Source organism: Psychrobacter sp. HII-4 (genome assembly GCF_904846595.1).
Taxonomy (GTDB): domain Bacteria; phylum Pseudomonadota; class Gammaproteobacteria; order Pseudomonadales; family Moraxellaceae; genus Psychrobacter; species Psychrobacter celer.
The window spans coordinates 38231-56099 of the sequence record NZ_CAJHBJ010000018.1 but is presented as its reverse complement, the minus strand read 5'-3'; the positions used below and the strand labels follow the sequence as shown (position 1 = coordinate 56099).

General features: G+C 44.5%; 18 protein-coding genes, 2 tRNA genes and 1 other RNA gene. 13 read left to right on the top strand and 8 right to left on the bottom strand.

Annotation, left to right across the window (positions count from 1 at the left end; translation table 11 throughout):
• The 4 genes from JMX98_RS09405 to JMX98_RS09390 form a co-directional block, all read right to left on the bottom strand.
• On the bottom strand, nt 1–91 hold a 91-nt coding region (locus JMX98_RS09405; RefSeq protein ID WP_201586110.1), incomplete at its 3' end, for a MerR family transcriptional regulator.
• A gap of 153 nt (nt 92–244) precedes the next feature.
• Nucleotides 245–445, bottom strand: coding sequence for a hypothetical protein (locus tag JMX98_RS09400; RefSeq protein ID WP_105243788.1), 201 nt, complete (start codon nt 443–445; stop codon nt 245–247).
• Nucleotides 446–561: 116 nt separating this feature from the next.
• Complete coding sequence (creC, locus tag JMX98_RS09395) at nt 562–2316, bottom strand: two-component system sensor histidine kinase CreC (protein ID WP_201586109.1); 1755 nt, start codon at nt 2314–2316, stop codon at nt 562–564.
• A gap of 180 nt (nt 2317–2496) precedes the next feature.
• Nucleotides 2497–3312, bottom strand: coding sequence for a response regulator (locus JMX98_RS09390; RefSeq protein ID WP_201586108.1), 816 nt, complete (start codon nt 3310–3312; stop codon nt 2497–2499).
• A gap of 311 nt (nt 3313–3623) precedes the next feature.
• On the opposite strand from JMX98_RS09390, the gene JMX98_RS09385 reads away from it, so the two are divergent.
• From JMX98_RS09385 to JMX98_RS09325, 13 genes are all read left to right on the top strand, one after another.
• A complete protein-coding gene (locus JMX98_RS09385; protein WP_201586107.1) occupies nt 3624–4295 on the top strand; it encodes an alpha/beta hydrolase in 672 nt (223 codons plus the stop codon).
• A gap of 198 nt (nt 4296–4493) precedes the next feature.
• Nucleotides 4494–4852, top strand: a transfer-messenger RNA (tmRNA) gene (gene ssrA / locus JMX98_RS09380).
• A 163-nt stretch (nt 4853–5015) separates the two neighbouring features.
• Nucleotides 5016–6257, top strand: a complete 1242-nt coding sequence (locus JMX98_RS09375) for a tyrosine-type recombinase/integrase (RefSeq protein ID WP_201586106.1) — start codon at nt 5016–5018, stop codon at nt 6255–6257.
• 115 nt (nt 6258–6372) lie between these two features.
• Entirely contained in the window at nt 6373–7230 is an 858-nt protein-coding gene (locus tag JMX98_RS09370) for a hypothetical protein (RefSeq protein WP_201586105.1), read from the top strand.
• 106 nt (nt 7231–7336) lie between these two features.
• Nucleotides 7337–7627, top strand: coding sequence for a helix-turn-helix transcriptional regulator (locus JMX98_RS09365; RefSeq protein WP_227680109.1), 291 nt, complete (start codon nt 7337–7339; stop codon nt 7625–7627).
• A gap of 3 nt (nt 7628–7630) precedes the next feature.
• Nucleotides 7631–7873: a helix-turn-helix domain-containing protein gene (locus JMX98_RS09360; RefSeq protein WP_201586104.1), complete on the top strand. Its 243-nt coding sequence runs from the start codon at nt 7631–7633 to the stop codon at nt 7871–7873.
• A gap of 2 nt (nt 7874–7875) precedes the next feature.
• The gene (locus tag JMX98_RS09355) at nt 7876–8397 is read left to right on the top strand and encodes a KilA-N domain-containing protein (protein WP_201586103.1); all 522 of its coding nucleotides are present in this window, start codon (nt 7876–7878) and stop codon (nt 8395–8397) included.
• Complete coding sequence (locus JMX98_RS09350; protein WP_201586102.1) at nt 8387–8635, top strand: hypothetical protein; 249 nt, start codon at nt 8387–8389, stop codon at nt 8633–8635. Before JMX98_RS09355 ends, JMX98_RS09350 begins: the two co-directional genes overlap by 11 nt.
• The gene (locus tag JMX98_RS09345) at nt 8628–9167 is read left to right on the top strand and encodes a hypothetical protein (RefSeq protein ID WP_201586101.1); all 540 of its coding nucleotides are present in this window, start codon (nt 8628–8630) and stop codon (nt 9165–9167) included. Before JMX98_RS09350 ends, JMX98_RS09345 begins: the two co-directional genes overlap by 8 nt.
• The gene (locus JMX98_RS09340) at nt 9160–9744 is read left to right on the top strand and encodes a hypothetical protein (RefSeq protein ID WP_201586099.1); all 585 of its coding nucleotides are present in this window, start codon (nt 9160–9162) and stop codon (nt 9742–9744) included. The genes JMX98_RS09345 and JMX98_RS09340 overlap by 8 nt, the downstream gene beginning before the upstream one ends.
• A gap of 106 nt (nt 9745–9850) precedes the next feature.
• Nucleotides 9851–11974 (top strand): DUF3987 domain-containing protein, encoded by a 2124-nt coding sequence (locus JMX98_RS09335; RefSeq protein ID WP_201586098.1) that lies wholly within the window; start codon nt 9851–9853, stop codon nt 11972–11974.
• Between the two features lie 407 nt (nt 11975–12381).
• Nucleotides 12382–12708: a type II toxin-antitoxin system RelE/ParE family toxin gene (locus tag JMX98_RS09330; protein ID WP_201586097.1), complete on the top strand. Its 327-nt coding sequence runs from the start codon at nt 12382–12384 to the stop codon at nt 12706–12708.
• Nucleotides 12701–13012 carry an addiction module antidote protein gene (locus tag JMX98_RS09325; protein ID WP_201586096.1) on the top strand — a complete coding sequence of 104 codons (312 nt, stop codon included), beginning with the start codon at nt 12701–12703 and terminating at the stop codon, nt 13010–13012. The genes JMX98_RS09330 and JMX98_RS09325 overlap by 8 nt, the downstream gene beginning before the upstream one ends.
• A gap of 2439 nt (nt 13013–15451) precedes the next feature.
• On the opposite strand, the gene JMX98_RS09320 is transcribed toward JMX98_RS09325, so the two are convergent.
• The 4 genes from JMX98_RS09320 to JMX98_RS09310 form a co-directional block, all read right to left on the bottom strand.
• A tRNA-Leu gene (locus tag JMX98_RS09320) sits at nt 15452–15538 on the bottom strand.
• Nucleotides 15539–15664: 126 nt separating this feature from the next.
• Nucleotides 15665–15738: transfer RNA gene (locus tag JMX98_RS09315), tRNA-Cys, on the bottom strand.
• Between the two features lie 177 nt (nt 15739–15915).
• Nucleotides 15916–16050 (bottom strand): putative transporter small subunit, encoded by a 135-nt coding sequence (locus JMX98_RS14090; protein WP_208855952.1) that lies wholly within the window; start codon nt 16048–16050, stop codon nt 15916–15918.
• A 94-nt stretch (nt 16051–16144) separates the two neighbouring features.
• Complete coding sequence (locus JMX98_RS09310) at nt 16145–17812, bottom strand: sodium:solute symporter family protein (RefSeq protein WP_227680108.1); 1668 nt, start codon at nt 17810–17812, stop codon at nt 16145–16147.
• Nucleotides 17813–17869 lie beyond the last annotated feature (57 nt).

Below are 17869 nucleotides of genomic sequence, written 5' to 3'. Positions count from 1 at the left end.
CTAACGTACCGTCCTCATCCCAACGTCTTAATGTGGATTGAGCAACCCCGAAATGTTTGGCAGCCTCCCCAATACTAACCAGTTTCCCCATAACTTGCTCTCTATATTATAGATATAATCTATCTATTATAGTAATAAATAGGTAGGTTTGTATATATTTTATTTAACTGTTTGCAGCCCTTTAGCGTCTTTAGTGTGCCATGACTAAAAATGCTAAAGGGCTTTTTTGTGAGTGGTCAATCAGTTACGCTGCCAGCGGATAGGTATCAATCGCCACGCACTGCTGATGCCGAAATATCAATAGTAGCTGCTGACTGGGTATGGCAAGCCAATGACCAAACGCGATACTATCTATCCCTTGGCCGGATAAAGTCTGAGCACAACACTGACGGCTTTGCCCCACTAAGTTTTTGACAATAGACGGATGCATTGATAACTGTGGCATGCGGTCTCTACTCCTAAGATAAGTGATGAATGTGTATAACGTCATCGTAAGACAAGCGAGTAGAAATCCTGTGCAGTTCTGATGAAAAATCGATGAATTGGTATAACGGGTGTGTTTTAAGCCAGCGGTAAGGTAATGCGTACGCTGACACCAGCGTTTGGACTTTTGTCATGTCTAGCAAAGGCTTGCTCTGTGCCGATATTACGGATCTTCACATGACCGCCATGGTGTTCGATTACTTGCTTGACTAAGGTGAGGCCCAGACCCGTGCCTTTTTTAAGCGCTGTATTAGCCTGATCAGGCGCAGTCTGATTGGTTTGATCGGGTGCTTGATAGGTTGAGGGATGGGTCTGCAGGCTTTGATGCGAGAGACTAAAATAGCGATCAAACGCTTTAGAGAGGGCGTATTCGGGCAGTGGTTTGCCATCATTAAAGATATCAATGGTCACGGTTTTGTCGCTACTATCGTGAGAGTGGCTATACACAGTAAGGGTGACCTCAGTGTTGGCAAAATAAATGGCATTATCTAACACATTTTGTAGCGCTTGTACCAACCAAAACGGATCAGCAAAGACATGCGGGTTTGTCAACGCATTGGCCCGTATTGGAGCCTCGGCGATGACCAAGTCAGTCACACATTTATCCTCACTATAAATCTTGATAGGTGGTAGGTTTTGCTGTTGTAGTTTGGCGCTGTTGTTTTTTGTGAGGGTTTGCAATACTGGCAGTAGCGCTGTCAGTTGCCGATTGAGCTTAAAGGTAGGTTGCTCGACCTTGGCCAGTAGTAATAAACGATCAATCAGCTGCTGCATTTTGATGCTTTGTTCAGCGACCGAGTGGTTTAACATCTGCCGATCTTCTGCATCTAGTTGCTCATCTTCTAATAGCTCGCTACTAGCACGAATGGCGGTTAGCGGGCTTTTGAGTTCGTGAGTCAAGGTATGGACATAGTCGGTGACATAGGCGCGGTTTTCTAACCGATGTTTCATAGACTCGATCGTATCTGTCAAGCTGTTGAGCTCATGACCGAAATAAAAATAGGGTTTTTTGGTGTCTTCAGCTAAGGCATTGGTGTAGTGCGTGACCAAAGTAATGCTCTGTTTGAGCCACCATGCCACCAGTCCTGCGAGGATAAGAGCGGCAATGCTCATCAGCAGCGCGGTAATGAGCATGCGATTGCGGGTATTATCAAGATACGGCAGCACGCTATCGACCGGTTTGCCAACACTGACGACACCGATCACGGCACCTCTGCTATCGATGATAGGCTGCGCTACATACATAATAGAGCTACCACGAGTGCTATTGATATCTGCCGTGCTCCTCGCGCCGTAGCGCCCCTGCAGCGTAAGGTACACATCATTCCAGCGGCTATAGTCCTGACCTTCGGCATTGAGCGGGGTAGGCAGAGAGTCATATATGACCACGCCATTCGCGTCTGTTACATAAACGCGAGAGTTGTTATTGTTTGAGGATTCTTGGGTAGGCTCGAGGGTAGAGCGCGCGCCTGAAGTGTGCTTGAGCGTCGCATCAAGGGTGGCTTGATAAGTATCATCGTACAATTGCCCTGATGCCAATGGTAGCTGCAGCGTCGCAGCCAGCAGTTTACTGGTATCTAGCAACGTGTCTTCGATGACTTGTTGGGCGGTGGGTTTGACGTAGCCAAACAGCTGCGTGAAAGCGACCACACCGCAAATGCTTAGCACTAATGCGACTGCAAGCCAAATCCGAAAAAATATGCTCAAATTTAGCAGGCGTTTCGGACTGCGGGTTTGTTGCGTGGTTCCAATGGGGTGCAGTTTGGCATACCAATTGCTCTGATTAGCAGGTGTTTTGTCAAGGGGACGATGACTCTTATCAGGAGCGTTCATGTCTTTAGCACTTTAGTAATATCATAAATGAGTATATAGTCAGTTCAAATTAAAATTGTTATAAATCTAAACGCGCTACTGGTATAAATTTTACTTGCGTGCTGTTATCACAGAGGCTGCGCAAAATTCATCCCAGCAGAGCTATGTCATTTTTAGAGTAAATTGACTATAGCGGATGAGCTAAGCTGGGCATAAAGCATACCCCAAACCGCGATGCGTGTAGATAACATCGCGGCTAGGATCGACGATCGCCAGCTGCTTACGGATAGATTTGATATGACTGTCTATCGTCCGCGCGAGGCGATGATCAGGATAGTCGCTTACCGCATTTAGCAGCTGCTCACGGCTAAAGACTTGATTGGGCGCTTGTAATAAGGTTAATAAAATCTTACGCTCGGTATTACTCAGCTCCAGTTTTGTATCTTGCCACATCAAAGAGTAATTGAGCGGCTGGTAATGCCAGATGCCAGATTGACACTCAAAGCTCAAGGCTTGCCCTGATAGATGGTGAGCAGGAGTGCTGCCAGAGGAAAGGGCAGATACATGCTGATTGGCGTTCTCAGCCGCCTCAGTAACAGCCGCCGTTGCCGCTGATTGCTCAAAGAGCAGCTGCTCACGACGCCAAATGGCTTTTAGGCGTGCGACCAGCTCACGAGGGCTAAAAGGCTTGGCGCAGTAGTCATCACCGCCCATCTCAAGCCCTAAGATACGGTCAACCTCATCGCTACGCGCGGTCAAAAACACCACAGGGATATCTTTTAATCGGCCGATATCCGGTGTATGGCGTATCTGCTGGCAGAGACTGAGCCCATCACCATCGGGCAGCCCAACATCTAGAATAATAGCCGATAAATCTTGCGCCTCATTACTGTGTAGCATTGGCAATACACTACTGGCGTTATCGAGCCACGTCATCTGCCAGCCCTCACGTTTACAAGTAACTTTGAGGGACATTGCAATTGCAGGATCATCTTCTACCAGTAAAATATGGGTCATAAACGTAATATCTTTATTAAAGGGTGCCTGCTATATAGGGCACTGGTGATATGAGATTGAAAAATATAAATAAGGCGTCATACAGTAGTGAGCGCAGTGTTTGATATCAGTCGTACTTGCTCTGCAGCAATTGGTATCAGTTGTAGCAGAGTCTATAATTATCGTAGCACAAAAGCGTGACTGGATTTTGTCAGTCAGTGCAAAACACTGTGAAAAATTGATGAAAATAATAGGGATAAAGGCGATACAAACGCCATCTCAGTTCTATATTTGATGCATATTTTATGCTTTATAAAAGGAAACTAGCGATAATGAGTAAGTATCTAGACGTGGTCACCGCCGAGCACAATCCGGCACAAAAAAAGATAGACAGAGCGGTCATTTGGTTACATGGCTTAGGGGCCAGCGGTCATGATTTTGAACCTGTGGTGCCGCAGCTCGGACTGGCTGACGACATGGCAGTACGGTTTATCTTTCCGCATGCGCCCAAGCGTCCTGTCACAGTCAATGGTGGGATGGTGATGCCGGCTTGGTATGATATTTTGGAGATGAGTCTTGAGCGCAAAGTTGATGTGACACAAATTGAGACATCCGCGCAGCAGATTCGCGATTTGATTGCCCGTGAAATTGAGCGCGGCGTCAAACCTGAACATATCGTTATCGCTGGGTTTTCGCAGGGCGGGGCGGTTGCTTATCATGTGGCGCTCAGTCATCCAGAGCGCTTGGCGGGTCTGATGACGCTCTCTACCTACTTAGCAACCAATGACAATATTGAGTATAGTGCTGCCAATAGAGACCTGCCGATTTTGATTGAGCATGGTACGCATGATCCAGTCGTACCCGTGATGCTCGGCGAGCAGGCGCAGCAGTTATTGACAAATAAAGGCTACAACGTTGAATACCATACTTACCCGATGGCACATCAAGTCTGTATGCCGCAGATTCAAAATATCGGCAAATGGCTAAACACCGTCTTGGCCTGATCTTGTCTTATAAATATTCTTTTGTAAATAAACCATAAGCTATTGAAAATCTAATGATTGACCTTATATATTAGTTAGAGTGATTAAGGTCAAATGCAATGAGCTTTCAAACCAATGGTTAGCCTGTAAAATAATGTAATAACAGGCTTATGTTAGTTGAGAAAAAGCGTAAATTAACCTATAATACTCAGTCTTATTGGGGATGTTCTGGCTTCGACGCTGGTGATGAAACTCAATGATGCATGTCGAGAGTGTATGTCCTCTCGTTAATCAAACATATATTGTTATAGTCGCAAACGACGAAACTTACGCTCTAGCAGCTTAAACCCTGCTTACTGCGCTGCCGATTACCTATAGTTGGTTAGCCCAGTTGAAGCGTCCGCATATAGGTTCGCCACAAGTGATTGTCTCAATCGCTTGGGTTCAAAAGTAGAGAATCGTCCAATCCATCCTGACTGTCGGATCGGTGCGGATTAAAACTAAAGACAGAAACTAAACATGTAGATTCATGAGCGTAATGCTGGCGGACGCGGGTTCAACTCCCGCCATCTCCACCAAACATTGATAAAGGGCTGACCGTCATAGACCGTCAGCCCTTTATTTTGGGCGTTTTTTGGGTTTTGAGTATCATATAGGGGTATAGCGTCCTATATAGAATGTTGGTATTATTGTTGGTATTAGAGTTTATACATGCTTTCAATACCAACAAAGGATAGTCCAATGCCCTTAACTCATACGGTCATCAATAAGCTACAACCTAGCGCAAAGGCTATCGAGAGCAAGCGGCCTGACAAGCACAGTGACGGTAACGGGCTGCAACTATGGGTTAGATATACGGGCGTTAAGTCATGGATCAGCGCTTATCGCTGGCAAGGTAAGCAGCAAACCCTCACTATTGGCACTTATCCAGTCATGAGCTTGCAAGATGCAAGGCAACGCAATATTGAGATAAAACGCTTAATAGCCGATGGTGTGAACCCAAAAGACCATAAGAAAGAGCAGCAAGCCAGTCAAAATGGTTTAAATGTTTTCGATAACATAGCTCAGTCATGGTATAGCGAGCGCAAGACCTACCTAGCAGAAAGCACCTTTTCCCGTAACTATTCCGCCTATATGCGCGATGTAAAGCCCTCTATTGGTCATAAGAGCATCAACGACATAACCGCGCCTGACATACTGGCTATTGGCAAAGCAGTAGAAGCAAGGGGCGCTAATGAAATGGCAAGGCGTACCATTAGAGAAGTAGGGCAGATATTCAAACACGCCATACGCAATGGACTAGCCACACACAACCCAGCCACCGACCTAGCCGAAGCCATCAAACCACACAAAACGACCAATCACCACCGTATCACTAGCCAGCAACTACCTAAGCTACTAAAAGACATTGATGCTTATGGTGGTGATGTACTGGTGAAGCTGGGCTTATGGTTTTTATGCTATACGTTTGTACGTACCAATGAGATCCGCTTCATGGAATGGCAAGATATAGATTTTAAGCGCGGCTTATGGACGATACCAGCTGACAAGATGAAAGCAGGGCGCTTGCATATTGTGCCATTAGCACCGCAAGCACTAGCAATATTAGAGCAGATCAAAGAGCTAGGTTTTTCGGATCAGTACGTTTTCTTTAATACCTCAACCCGCAAGCCATACAGTCAAAACGCATTTATTAATGCCTTATGGAATATGGGCTATAAAGGTGAGATGACGGGGCACGGCTTTAGGGGTTTAGCCAGTACCACGCTACACGAACAAGAATACATGCATGAAGCTATAGAGTTGCAATTGGCACACGATAGAGAAAACAAGATAAGTGCAGCCTATAACGGGGCGCAGCACCTAAAGTATAGAACCGACATGATGCACCAATGGGCAAACTTCATTGATGATGCTTATGCTGGCAAACTGGACAACGTGATCCATGCAGACTTTAAACAACACAAACAAAAGCTAGGCTAAGGCTTAGCGCCAACTATGCAAGGCTAGGACTAATTACCCGAACGACAGCTATTCACACCCTTATGCTGTCACTGCCTTGCACCTATTTTGATTAAAGGGTGTAAGGGTGTGAATTGTGGCTTTATATGATATTAAAGAATTTTTAACATTGAATGATGTTGCCGACTACTTAGCAGATAAGTGTAGCTATGATTTTAATTTAGAATGCTCAATAGACCAGGACAGACTTATTGAAACTATCATTCAACTTGTGCGAAGTCGTAAACTAAATCCAGTATTTCATTATATTGGTAGTGTGGATTGGTTAGAAAAAAAAGTAATAACAAGGAAATCAGGTCGTTTCAATAACCATGAAATAGTCTTAACAGATATCAAATATGACATGAGGGTTAATGATTATTATTTTGTCAGTGATAGAAATTTTAACAGGCTGATTGAAAACAACTGTTCAAACTACATTAATATTATCAACTGTACTATTGAGCCTTATCACGTAGATGGAAAGCAAGAAATTGTCGAAAACAAAATTCTTGATTATCGTAAAGTGAAAGAGGATTATTCAATTACTTTTCACGATTTGCTTTATCCCAAGTTAGACCTAGACAAGCTTTTCAGCCAAACCGAAGCCGATGCTGATACTATCGAAAAGCTAAAAGAGCAAATAGCAGACCTCGAAAACCAACTAGCACAAGCCAAAGCTGAACCGATAAACAAGCCAGCCGATGATAAAGATTTAACCCCAAAAGATAGCGCCTATTGTCTAATAGCAGTTTTAAAAGACCTATTGTTGAACCCTGATATTAGCGCTTATCATTTTAAAAATGACAGCGAAAACAGTAGTAATAAGCCGTCACAAACAGGGCTATCAAGCTACATTGATGAAATGAAAATATTTGGCATCAAAAAAGATAATATAAATATTCTGTTTCAAGATGCGAATAAGAAGTTAAAAGATGTTAAAAAGAAATCGTAAATACGATTTACAGATTGTATTTACAATGCCTTAAATAACCCCAGTCCATAACATAGCCCATGTAAGCAGAGGCATAACGCCAAACTACTACATGGAGCTATATCTAATGACACACCCAAACCAAAACACGCCAGTAATTCCCTTTACTGATAATACCTCGAACGACACCGAACCAACCACCGCAAACAGTCCAGCTATGCAACTGCCTACTACTGGCATGGGCAGAGCAAAGGATATTTTGCCGTTCCTACCTTTTAGCAAAACCACCTTGTTTGAATGGTCAAAAGATGGACGTTTCCCAGCTGGCAGAAAGCTATCACCAACTATGACAGCATGGAGCTATGCAGACGTTCACGAATGGCTTAATTCTCACACCTCAACCACTAGCGAGGTGTAAACCATGAGCACACGGCAAACCAAAAAAAGCTATAAGCAGATTATCCATAATCACATGCTGGCAGGTCACAGCCTATCTACTTATGAAGCCTTTGATCTATGGCAAATCACATGCTTTTTACAGCGGATCAGTGAGCTAAGAGCGCAAGGCGTGGCTATTCAAGATAAGACAGTCAAACGCAATGGTAAGACGTTCAAAATTTACTGGATAGACACGCCAGCACAGCAAACAGTAGAGGGGGCTTAATCATGCTTACTATCTCAAACAGCACCATAGGCATGAAAGATGGGCTTTACTCACTCAACGACCTACATAGAGCCAGTGGCAGTAATAAGAAGCACCAAGCCAGTAACTTCATGCGGTTAGAAGCCACAAAGGGTTTAATTGATGAAATAGAGCGTTCCTCAGATATGAGTAACGGAACAAATTCAATAGCTTACAAAGTTATTCAAGGTGGTAACTCGCAACAAGGCACGTTTGTATGCCGTGAGCTTGTCTATAGTTATGCCATGTGGATCAGCCCACGCTTTCAGTTATTGGTCATACGGGCTTTTGATGCAATCGCAAACCAGCAGACAGCACTTAGCCAGCGGCTTAATGATCTATGCCATGACCTCAAAATTGTTGATGATGGGCTTACCAGTGCAGGTCGTTTTCTTTGTGTTGGTGGAAAGCAGATCAAGCCACAACTAAAACAGCAAATTGATAGCACGCTTAAACAGATGCAGCCTAGCCTTAACTTTGTAGGAGATACTGACAGTGAAAAATAATATCAGCGTATCAAGCGACCAGTTAGAGCATATCAATGAACGCCTAGTGTTATTAACGCTCGATACTGAGCATTTATTAATGGCGCTGCAAGCGGTACAAGTTGATTGCGCGGTATCAAAGGGCGTTATTAATGCGGTCATCATGGCACTATCAGGCAATGCCGCTATCAGTGAGGACTTAAGCGACCAGTTAGACAGCCTACTGTCAGCACCACAGGAGGTAACAAGCCATGAGTAATAATAACACCAAAACCAACCCAAAGCCCCAGCACGGGGCACACAGCGACAGCCAGCCACATAAACGAGGCTTACTACTGAGATTTATCATCTTTATGGCATGGGTGATAGGTATTGGCTTGCTACTGTCATTGGTAGCTTGCCAGCAAGTACAAGCAAAACCGATTGCAAGTGATGATAGCAGCGGTTACTATATAGACCTCTCAAGAAAACACGCAAGCGGTAAGCCAGACCGTTATTCATTGGCTTTTTTTGTGCCTGATAATAGCGCAGCCTCTCAAGCTGTCCCTATCCATTCAAGCATAGCCCCACAAGCGCACACATGCGCCACAAGGGGGCAAACCATCATATCTAAGGTGAACACCTCACCGACCGACTATGACGGGTTGACGCTGCAAAATAAAACAGCCGAAAGGCGAATATGCGGGGCGGTTGCTTGCGTGACCGAGAGTAAGACCCGTCACCCTATACTTTCATCGTATAGCGTGGCACATACTCAAAAAACAACGCAAGGAGGGCATCATAATGCCTAATTCAATCCGTACGACCTCAAACACCCAAACCACTACCAACACCACACTAGCCACATTCAAGGCAGGTGATAGCGTGCTGTGCCCGTCTGTGGGCAGTGGTACTTATAAGCTAGTCCAAAAGTCAAAAGACTGTCTTACTATCAATATTGGCAATGTTGAGTGCCTATATCGCGCTGATGGTAGGGCTTATCATGATGACTGCTACGCACTGCCCCAGTTATTCCACGACACGCCAGCCAACCGCCAAGCAATAGCCGCGCTATACAATGGCAGCCAATCAAACCAGCGTAAAGTTATCGACACCACCGAAGCAGACGACAAAGAAGCGGTTTTATTATCAGCTTTTGATCTAAGAGATATTGCTTGTGACATTAACGGGGCTGCTACTGCCTTGTATGATGTTGGTCAATTACTGGCACTCATTCACTATGACAAGATAGAAACGCACACAGTCCCAGCAATGGCACGCCTTGCACATGATGCCACCGACACATGGGCAAGCCTACTATATGAAAAATTAGAGCGCATTAACGACACCCTAGCAATGACAGGTTACGGCAAGGAGGGCAGCCAATGAAACGCTACCCACCAAAGCAAAGCCGTAAGCATGCCAAGCGCAAAAGCTACTACAAGAAGTACAGAGCCACGCGCCAGCCTAAACAGTCACACGCAAGGGGGACTAGATGACCACCACACTACAAACAAACACCCATGAAAAAGCCCGCGCATTGAGCGCAGGCTTAGACATGATAGGTCGTTTTAATGCAGCCACACGGCAAGGGCTGGCAGATGACAATATATTGCTTAATCTTTATAACCTATGTGAGCAGTTAGGCATACAAGACAGGCTATTGCACCTTGATAGCGATATTACCATAACCACGGGCTTTGATACAGGTAAGAGAGAGCTGACAGAGAACACGATAGGGCTAGTATTAAACAACAATCAAGACCAGCCCGTCACGCTTGCCAGTGTCACACCTAACAGCACTCAAAAGCCGATTATCATTGATCGTATGCAGCCGTCAGCTTTCATCATTGGTACGTTAGACAGTAGCAAAGAGATTATAGCGATTGATAACTTAAATGATGCTGTCACGCTTGCTTATTATCTTATGGCGGATAACGTCACGCTACTGGTGAGCCTTGATAAGCTGCTATTTAATGGCATGGTCAGCCATTTTGCCGAAGCCTATCCCGTGACTATCTTTACCACCTTAGACGAGAAAGACAAAGCGTGTCAGCCGTTTAAAGGTGCAAACGTCAAAGGGGTTATTACTGGCGCTAGAACTCTCTTAGAGCATTTAGAATATGGCGAGCTTAGCTATAGAGAGATATTAACCCTTGATGATACAACCATACTCGATCTACAAGCTGAGATATGGGGCGAGCCTGAACCCTTAGCCAATGATCCAAGCAAGCCGACACCATACCCTATTAACGCATTCACAGGGCTATTAAGGCAAGTTATCGAAGCCGTGGCATATTATGCACAAGTACCGCTTGCCATGGCAGGGCAATGCGTTTTAGGGGCATTGGCACACATGGGGCAACGCTTCATTGATGCACCGATGGGGCACGGTCACATGCCAGCCAGTCTTATTCTAATCACAGAGGGCGAAAGCGGTAGCGGCAAAACGCAGGCGATGGGCTTAACTCACTTTAAGATCAAAGAGTATGAGCGCCAGCAATATGCCAGATACTTAGACGATGTGGCAGCATGGGAAAGTGACAAGGCTAGTTTGAAGGGCAAGGAGTTATCAGAGTTTTTAGATGACAACCCAAAGCCCTACAATCCTAAGACTATGTTTGACGATGCAACCATTGAGCCAATACTAGATAGGTTTGTCGCTGGAGAAATGAGCAACGCTAGTCTATCCACTGATGAAGCAGGTCAATACTTTAACGGTCATACTATGACGGGTGACACCGCAGGCAGTGCCTTATCTGCAATCACTAAGCTATATAGTGATGGTGAAGTATCACGGTTAAGATCACAAAAGTCCGCCTATGCCACACCGCAAACAGATGCCCATAACGTGCGTATGACTCTATTACTACAGGGGCAACGCATTATATTAGAGAAGGCACTAACTGATCCTTTAATGAATGGGCAAGGCTTTTTAGCCCGTGCCTTGATTGCTTGCCCTGAGGACTTGCGCGGTCATCGAGTATGGGACGATGAAAAGCGCAGGAATGACAGCCCGTATGATAACCCTGATTTAATCGCCTACTGGTCACGCTGTCAGAGCTTGCTTGATCCATTACCAGCAAGCCAGCCCAATGACAACACAGGCACACCGCAGCGTACTAAGATGCAATGGGCTAAGGGTGCAGAACAAGCCTTTTATGAGCACATGCAAGCGATAGAGAACAGACAGGCACAAGGGCAAGCATTAGAGTATTTAAAGGCATATGCGTCACGTATGGCAGAGAATGCGAGCCGTATCGCATCATTAATGGCGTTCTTTGAGGGGCGCAAGGAGATCACTACTGATGATATTGCCCGCGCTTTTATGCTTGTGGAATACTCAACCAGCGAGCGCCTACGCTACCTTGATGCCACCCCCACGGGTGAACAGAACGACAGTGAGAAGCTAAGCAGCTGGCTAGTGGATAAGGCGAGGGGTAAGAAGCCACCGATATTGAATAAGTCGTTTGTGTCACAGAATGCACCTAATGCCCTAAGAGGTAAGAAACTTAATAGCTTACTTGATGATTTAGAAAGCATGGGGCATATCAGGTTAGAGAGTGACGGGCGCAGGCGCTTAGTTTTAATCAATCCAAAGCTAATTACTGATGAATAGCTAAGCGTAGCTAAACTTAGCTACCCTAAAAAGCTGCTAAACTTGCTAAACTTCACACAGCCCTTGCCAGTCAAGGGCTTAACTTTAGGTAGGGCGCTGCTAAGCATTGCTAAACTTGCTAGACTTTAGCTAAACTTAGCGAACTTTAGCGGAACTTTAGCGGAACTATAGCAACTTTAGCAGCACCTTAGCAGGTGCAATCTAAGCTACAAGCCAAAGCTGGTAAGGCTTAGCGGAACTTTAGCAACTTTAGCGACTTTTTACAGGTACAAAACTATATTGGTAGGCGTTTAGCGTCTGCCTTTTTTATGGATCAACAATAAACAACACAGCAAGCACAGTCATAGCTTGTTATATATTATCCAAAAGTTTACAATGAATTATAAGTATTCTAATAATCTAACCCTATGATTAATATTGACCAAACAGAACAGTTTGAGCGTTGGTTGCACAAGCTAAAAGACCCGTTAGGCAAAGTTGGCATATTGGCACGTATTAAGCGAGCGCAAGGCGGTAACTTTGGTGACCATAAACCATTAGCCAATACAAACGGTATCTATGAGATGCGAATATTCAAAGGCAATGGTTACCGTGTCTATTATGCCCAGCAAGGCGATACACTCTATCTATTGTTGATAGGTGGCAGTAAAGACAGCCAAACAAACGATATTTCTAAGGCTTGCACCTTGTGGCAGCAAGTTAAGGATCAAGAAAAGGAACACCCCAATGACTAATATTAAAACTAGCCGATTTGATGTAGCGGAATATCTAACAGATGAAACCCTTATCAATGCTTACCTGAACGAAGTGTTGACCGATGGCGCACCTAGTGAGTTTATCGAAGCACTAAACGATGTAGCAAAAGCAAAGGGCATGAACGAGCTGGCAGAAAAGACAGGCATAAGACGTGAAAGTCTTTATAAGACATTGCGATCAGAGAAGCCACGTTTTGACACTATGCTGAAAATTATTGACGGTATGGGCTTACAAATGACCTTGATCCCTAAAGCCAGCCATGAGCCACTGGCAGAAGCGTAAACGGCAAAGGCGCGGTTAAGACAAGGGGGCAGCCGTTTAGCGTCTGCCTTCTTTTGTGCTTGATGCTTATCGTGAGATCAGTTTGCCAACTGCCAGCATGTTAATAAATGTTAAGGTTTAAAAGCATTTTTCTTTTTACCACGTTTTACCGATTGCCTAACCCCCAATGGGGTAAGTTAAGCGCAAAGCATGACCATCATTAGCCTACAGCGTTATAGCTTCACTAAAACAGCATAGAGTCGTCAAAGTAAAATAGATGCGCTCAGATTTGAGCCTATCACTTAATGAAGTGCGACTTTTCGGACGCGTCAGGCGATCACTGCCAAACCCTTTTTATAGTGTAAAGAAACTAAGGTTTTCGGACACGTTAGAACCTCATAAAACCTCACATTCATTTTATTACTGGCAGCGCCTACCACCCCATGATTACCACAAGGTTAGAACCATATAAAATCGTAAATTCAAAACCGATTAATGCAGGCACCGACTTGTCAAAACTTGTTATTCAAAACCTGATAAAACCTTACATTCAAAACCAAATCACACGCCGCTAATGCTAACAAATGCTAACATTTTGCATGGCATTCCCTCATCATTGCCAATATCACAAAGCTATGCAGCATAAGGGCTTAGCTAATTAATGGACAAGTATCGCGCGCGCACGCGAGGCAGACACCAATTACAGGGTTTTCATACACTATAAAAAAGGAGTTTTCGGAGTCCATAAAAGGGGGTAGTTTTTCGGACTGCTTTAAAAGAGAATAACAGCACGTTTTAGGGCTTTCATACACCATAAAAGGGGGTTTTTGGACATCGTAGAGGGTAGTTTTTGGAGTCCATAAAAAAAGCCGTTAAAATAATACTTGGAGTCCATAAAAAGGGACTGTTTTCGGACTGTTCTAAATCGACTAAGGGTAATTCTTTGAGTCCATAAAAGGGACTTTATGCACAGGTATCGTAAGGGACTTTTCGGACATCGTAAGAGGGGCTAAAAATGTATTGTTGGACACGTTAGGGGCACGTTTCGGGAACAGTACGCACACGGGGCATATTCTGCCCGTGATTGATAGTTTCAAGACAAGTAACACGAGGCAGCATAAGCGACTTTTCGGACAGGTAAACGCCTTTTTATAATGCGTAAAAACCTATTGAGCAGATAACCCCCATTGGTGGGAATTAGCAGATGCACAGAAACGCATTAAAAACGCACGCATTTAAGTGCCATTACCGAGCGCGTGCAGTGATTAGCAATTCAACCCCATGAAGCCAAAAAGCAACCCCCTAAACTTTTAATTTTGCGGTCGTAAAAATATGCAGATGTCAGCGGTCACCGCTTGCGAAGTCCTGAACAATTATACCGCCCTACCGTGTCGAGAAATGTTGAAACGGCAAACAGTGAAAATAATTACAAAATAATATTGAGTGAAGCAGCAAACAGCCAAAAAAGAGCATTATCAAAAACGATTGTTGGTATTATGGTTGGTATTGCCTATTTTTAAAATATTAATAGCTTTTATTATCAGTGACTTATGATTGTAGTTTAGTTTCCGCCATCTCCACCAAATATTTTAAAGAAAGTCAGTCACTTAGGTGGCTGGCTTTTTTTTTATGACATGATTTTGACATGATTGGCTGACAGACGACCGTTGCCTTGGTTTTGTCTTGCATGGTCTGCGTGCCAAGTAGGTCGTAGTGCGCGAGGTGATAAATCAGCTTGGTGTTTTGTTGCAGCGGCTGCCAAAAAACCAAAGGAAATGTGTAAAAATAAGCCAATACGGTTACGCATACCAAGCTACCGACTTTTTGGTACCCATGCCTGTTATTGAGAGAGAAGGGCGATCTGTTAGGTGGTTTTTGATGAATGGGATAGGGATGTGCTGTTCTTTAGAGACGGTTGAGACTCTAGGTCTCCTTGTACCGCAGCGAATCCCATTTCATCAGTGATATTATCTCCAATAAATATCGAAAAAATCGGCTTGTCAGTTTGGAGGTGCTGTAAAAGCGTGAGGTTTACCTGTTTTAATATTCAATTTGGATATGGCGCTACCACCGTTGACATAATGTGATGAGCAGTCTGAGCCAAAGTAGGATTTTGCCGCTAATGCAGAGCAGCAGAGTGTGCTTTATCTTCTAGTATAAAGTCAGGGTATGGCTGACATGTTTGAGAATAGCGTGTTTTGTCTTAGTCAACGCAGTGTTGTCTACTGACACCGGGCTTATTACGTCACGTCATTAGCAACGCTTTGGTGAGTGTCATTAAGGCTGCTCATTGCTATTTGTAAGCCGTGTGAAGCAGTAATCGGCAGACCCATAGGTGCCAGAATGTGCTCCGATAATAGGTCTGCTCGATTTTTTATCAATTCTGTAACTTATGTATTTGACACAAATGCAAAAAAACCGCAAATCGTTATGATTTGCGGTTTTTTCGTACTACTATAATGGTACCCGGAGCCGGACTTGAACCGGCACGCTCGTTAGAGCGAGGGATTTTAAATCCCTTGTGTCTACCAATTTCACCACCCGGGCAAAACTTGTGTTATCTATACATTAAAAAGCGTTGATAGTGCTTTTCGCTAGTAAGATAAGTGGTCGCTATTATAAGCGGTTATGCTAATAATGCAAGCCTAAATTAACATGACGTTAATAAATAATTGGAGGCTGGAGTCGGAATCGAACCGGCGTTAACGGAGTTGCAGTCCGCTGCATGACCACTCTGCCATCCAGCCAATCAAGGTGGACTATATTAGCAAAAATAATTTAAATTACAAGTCATTTTTTGGCTAAAAATAGCTTATATGCTCACTTGTGCTGATTTTAGTGCTTTTTTATGAGTTTTTTGCGTATTCAGGCTCATCAGCGAGCCGGACTCACTGATGAGAGTACTGATCATTGAGTATGTACTTTTATAATATCTCTTCGTTATTACGTTTGGCTCGTTTGATGTCGCGATAAGTCGCGGTACAAATCAATACCAGCACGCCGAGCGTAATGGCTGGCCAAATTAAAATATATAAGCCGTAGATAAAGACGTTGTCCATGATATCTCCTTATCGTATTTATGAAGGGTTGCCTGTGCAGCCGGTCACATATTGACCAACTGCCAAACCCGCAAGCGGTGCTCGCTACCTGTGTTTATGAAAGCTTAGAGGTCGATGCCTTGGCTTTTTTATCATAATCGCCGACACGTTGATTGATTAAAGCAAAATCAAAGTGTTCATCACCCATGAGGCTAACGATGATACAAACGATGGTGCTAGCACCATAGGCCGTTAGTGAGGCCAGTAGTACCATGTACTGACGTAAGAAGCCTGTGGCAAAAATGAGCATCAGTACCAGCGTGATCGCTGCCGCTACCATGCCGATTTTACGACCCAAAAAGCCAAAGACCATCAGTCCAATCACGACTGCGGCGCCCACACTGGCCAGTATTTCAAAGAAAAGGGCAGTAAAGCCTGTCATCGGTAGCAGCTCAAAGCGTACCACACAGAATAGCAGCAGGCCGACGATGACCGCCGAGGTAAAGGCGGTATTGGTCACGCGGTTCCAAAACACACTGGCGATGACCGGAAAAACAATCGCGCCCCACAGCGCCCCTACAAAGACCAACATCACCAAGATATCTAGCTTAAAGCTGGCAAAGATCAGTCCGGCAGCGGTGGCGATAATCATCGTGCTACGACCAACGAGCATCATCGTTTTAGGCTTGACGCGGCCTTTGGCAATGTTTTTGCCATACACATCCGCCATCATAATGGTCGATAAGGCCGACAAATCCGAATCAGCTGTCGATGACAATGAGCCAATGACCAAGATAAAGAACAAGGCGATAAATACAGGGTGCAAGTAAGTGCTGACCATCTGCGGAATCAGATTATTCATATCGCCATTTAGCGGCTCGATACCGATGGTCAAAGCCATCAATCCGATCATACCAAGACCGATGACGATACCAGCATAGCCGACCGTGGCGGTAATAAAGGTCTGTTTAATCTTAGTCTTATCGATCGCAAACAAGCGCTGCGTGATGGTTTGGTTACCAATCGCATAAGCAAGTACAGCGACAAAATAGGGCGCTCCTTGCTGAAAAAACGCTTCGGATGAAAAGAAATCCTGCTGTTCAAGCGTGAGGTTAGAGAGGCCATCGACCATGACTTGTGGCCCACCCATCGCAAACAGTACCGCTGGAATAATGACAATACCGATGGCCATCAAAGCGACCAATTGCGCAAAGTCTGTAAAGACGGAAGCGCGAAACCCTGAGGTTAGCGTATAGCTTAAGACGCCGATACCCGCGATAAGTACACCGGTCTGAAACGATAATGGCGATAATACCGACACCAACGCCCCAGCTGCAGTAAAGTTGACCATCAAGCTAATTAAGCTGCCCATAAGGTTGGATATGGCTAAAATTAATTGGCTTGATGAGCCATGGCGGGCGTGGATAAGCTCACCTAAGGTATGACCATCGGGTGCAAGCTCACGAAAGCGCATACCAAAAGGATAGATGAATAAGATCATCAGCGCGCCCCAAAAGCCGTAATGTATCGGCCCTGACACGCCATACTTGTAACCAGAGGTCGCCGCCGCATAAAACGATGCCGCCCAAATCCAAGTAGCGGTCATACTAGCAGCACCCATGCCAAAGCCGACGCCGTGGCCTGCCACCATAAATCCTGAAGTGGTTTCTTTGTCTTTTTTGATCATCAATGACAACAAATACGTGCCGCCATAAAACGCTAACAACAATAAAATAATGGTTAACGATGAAAATTGGAACAGTGACTCAGTTTTCAAATTCATACCTCGCGATTATTTTACATAAATAAAAGTTTAATAGTATAACTTTATCCAAAGCTT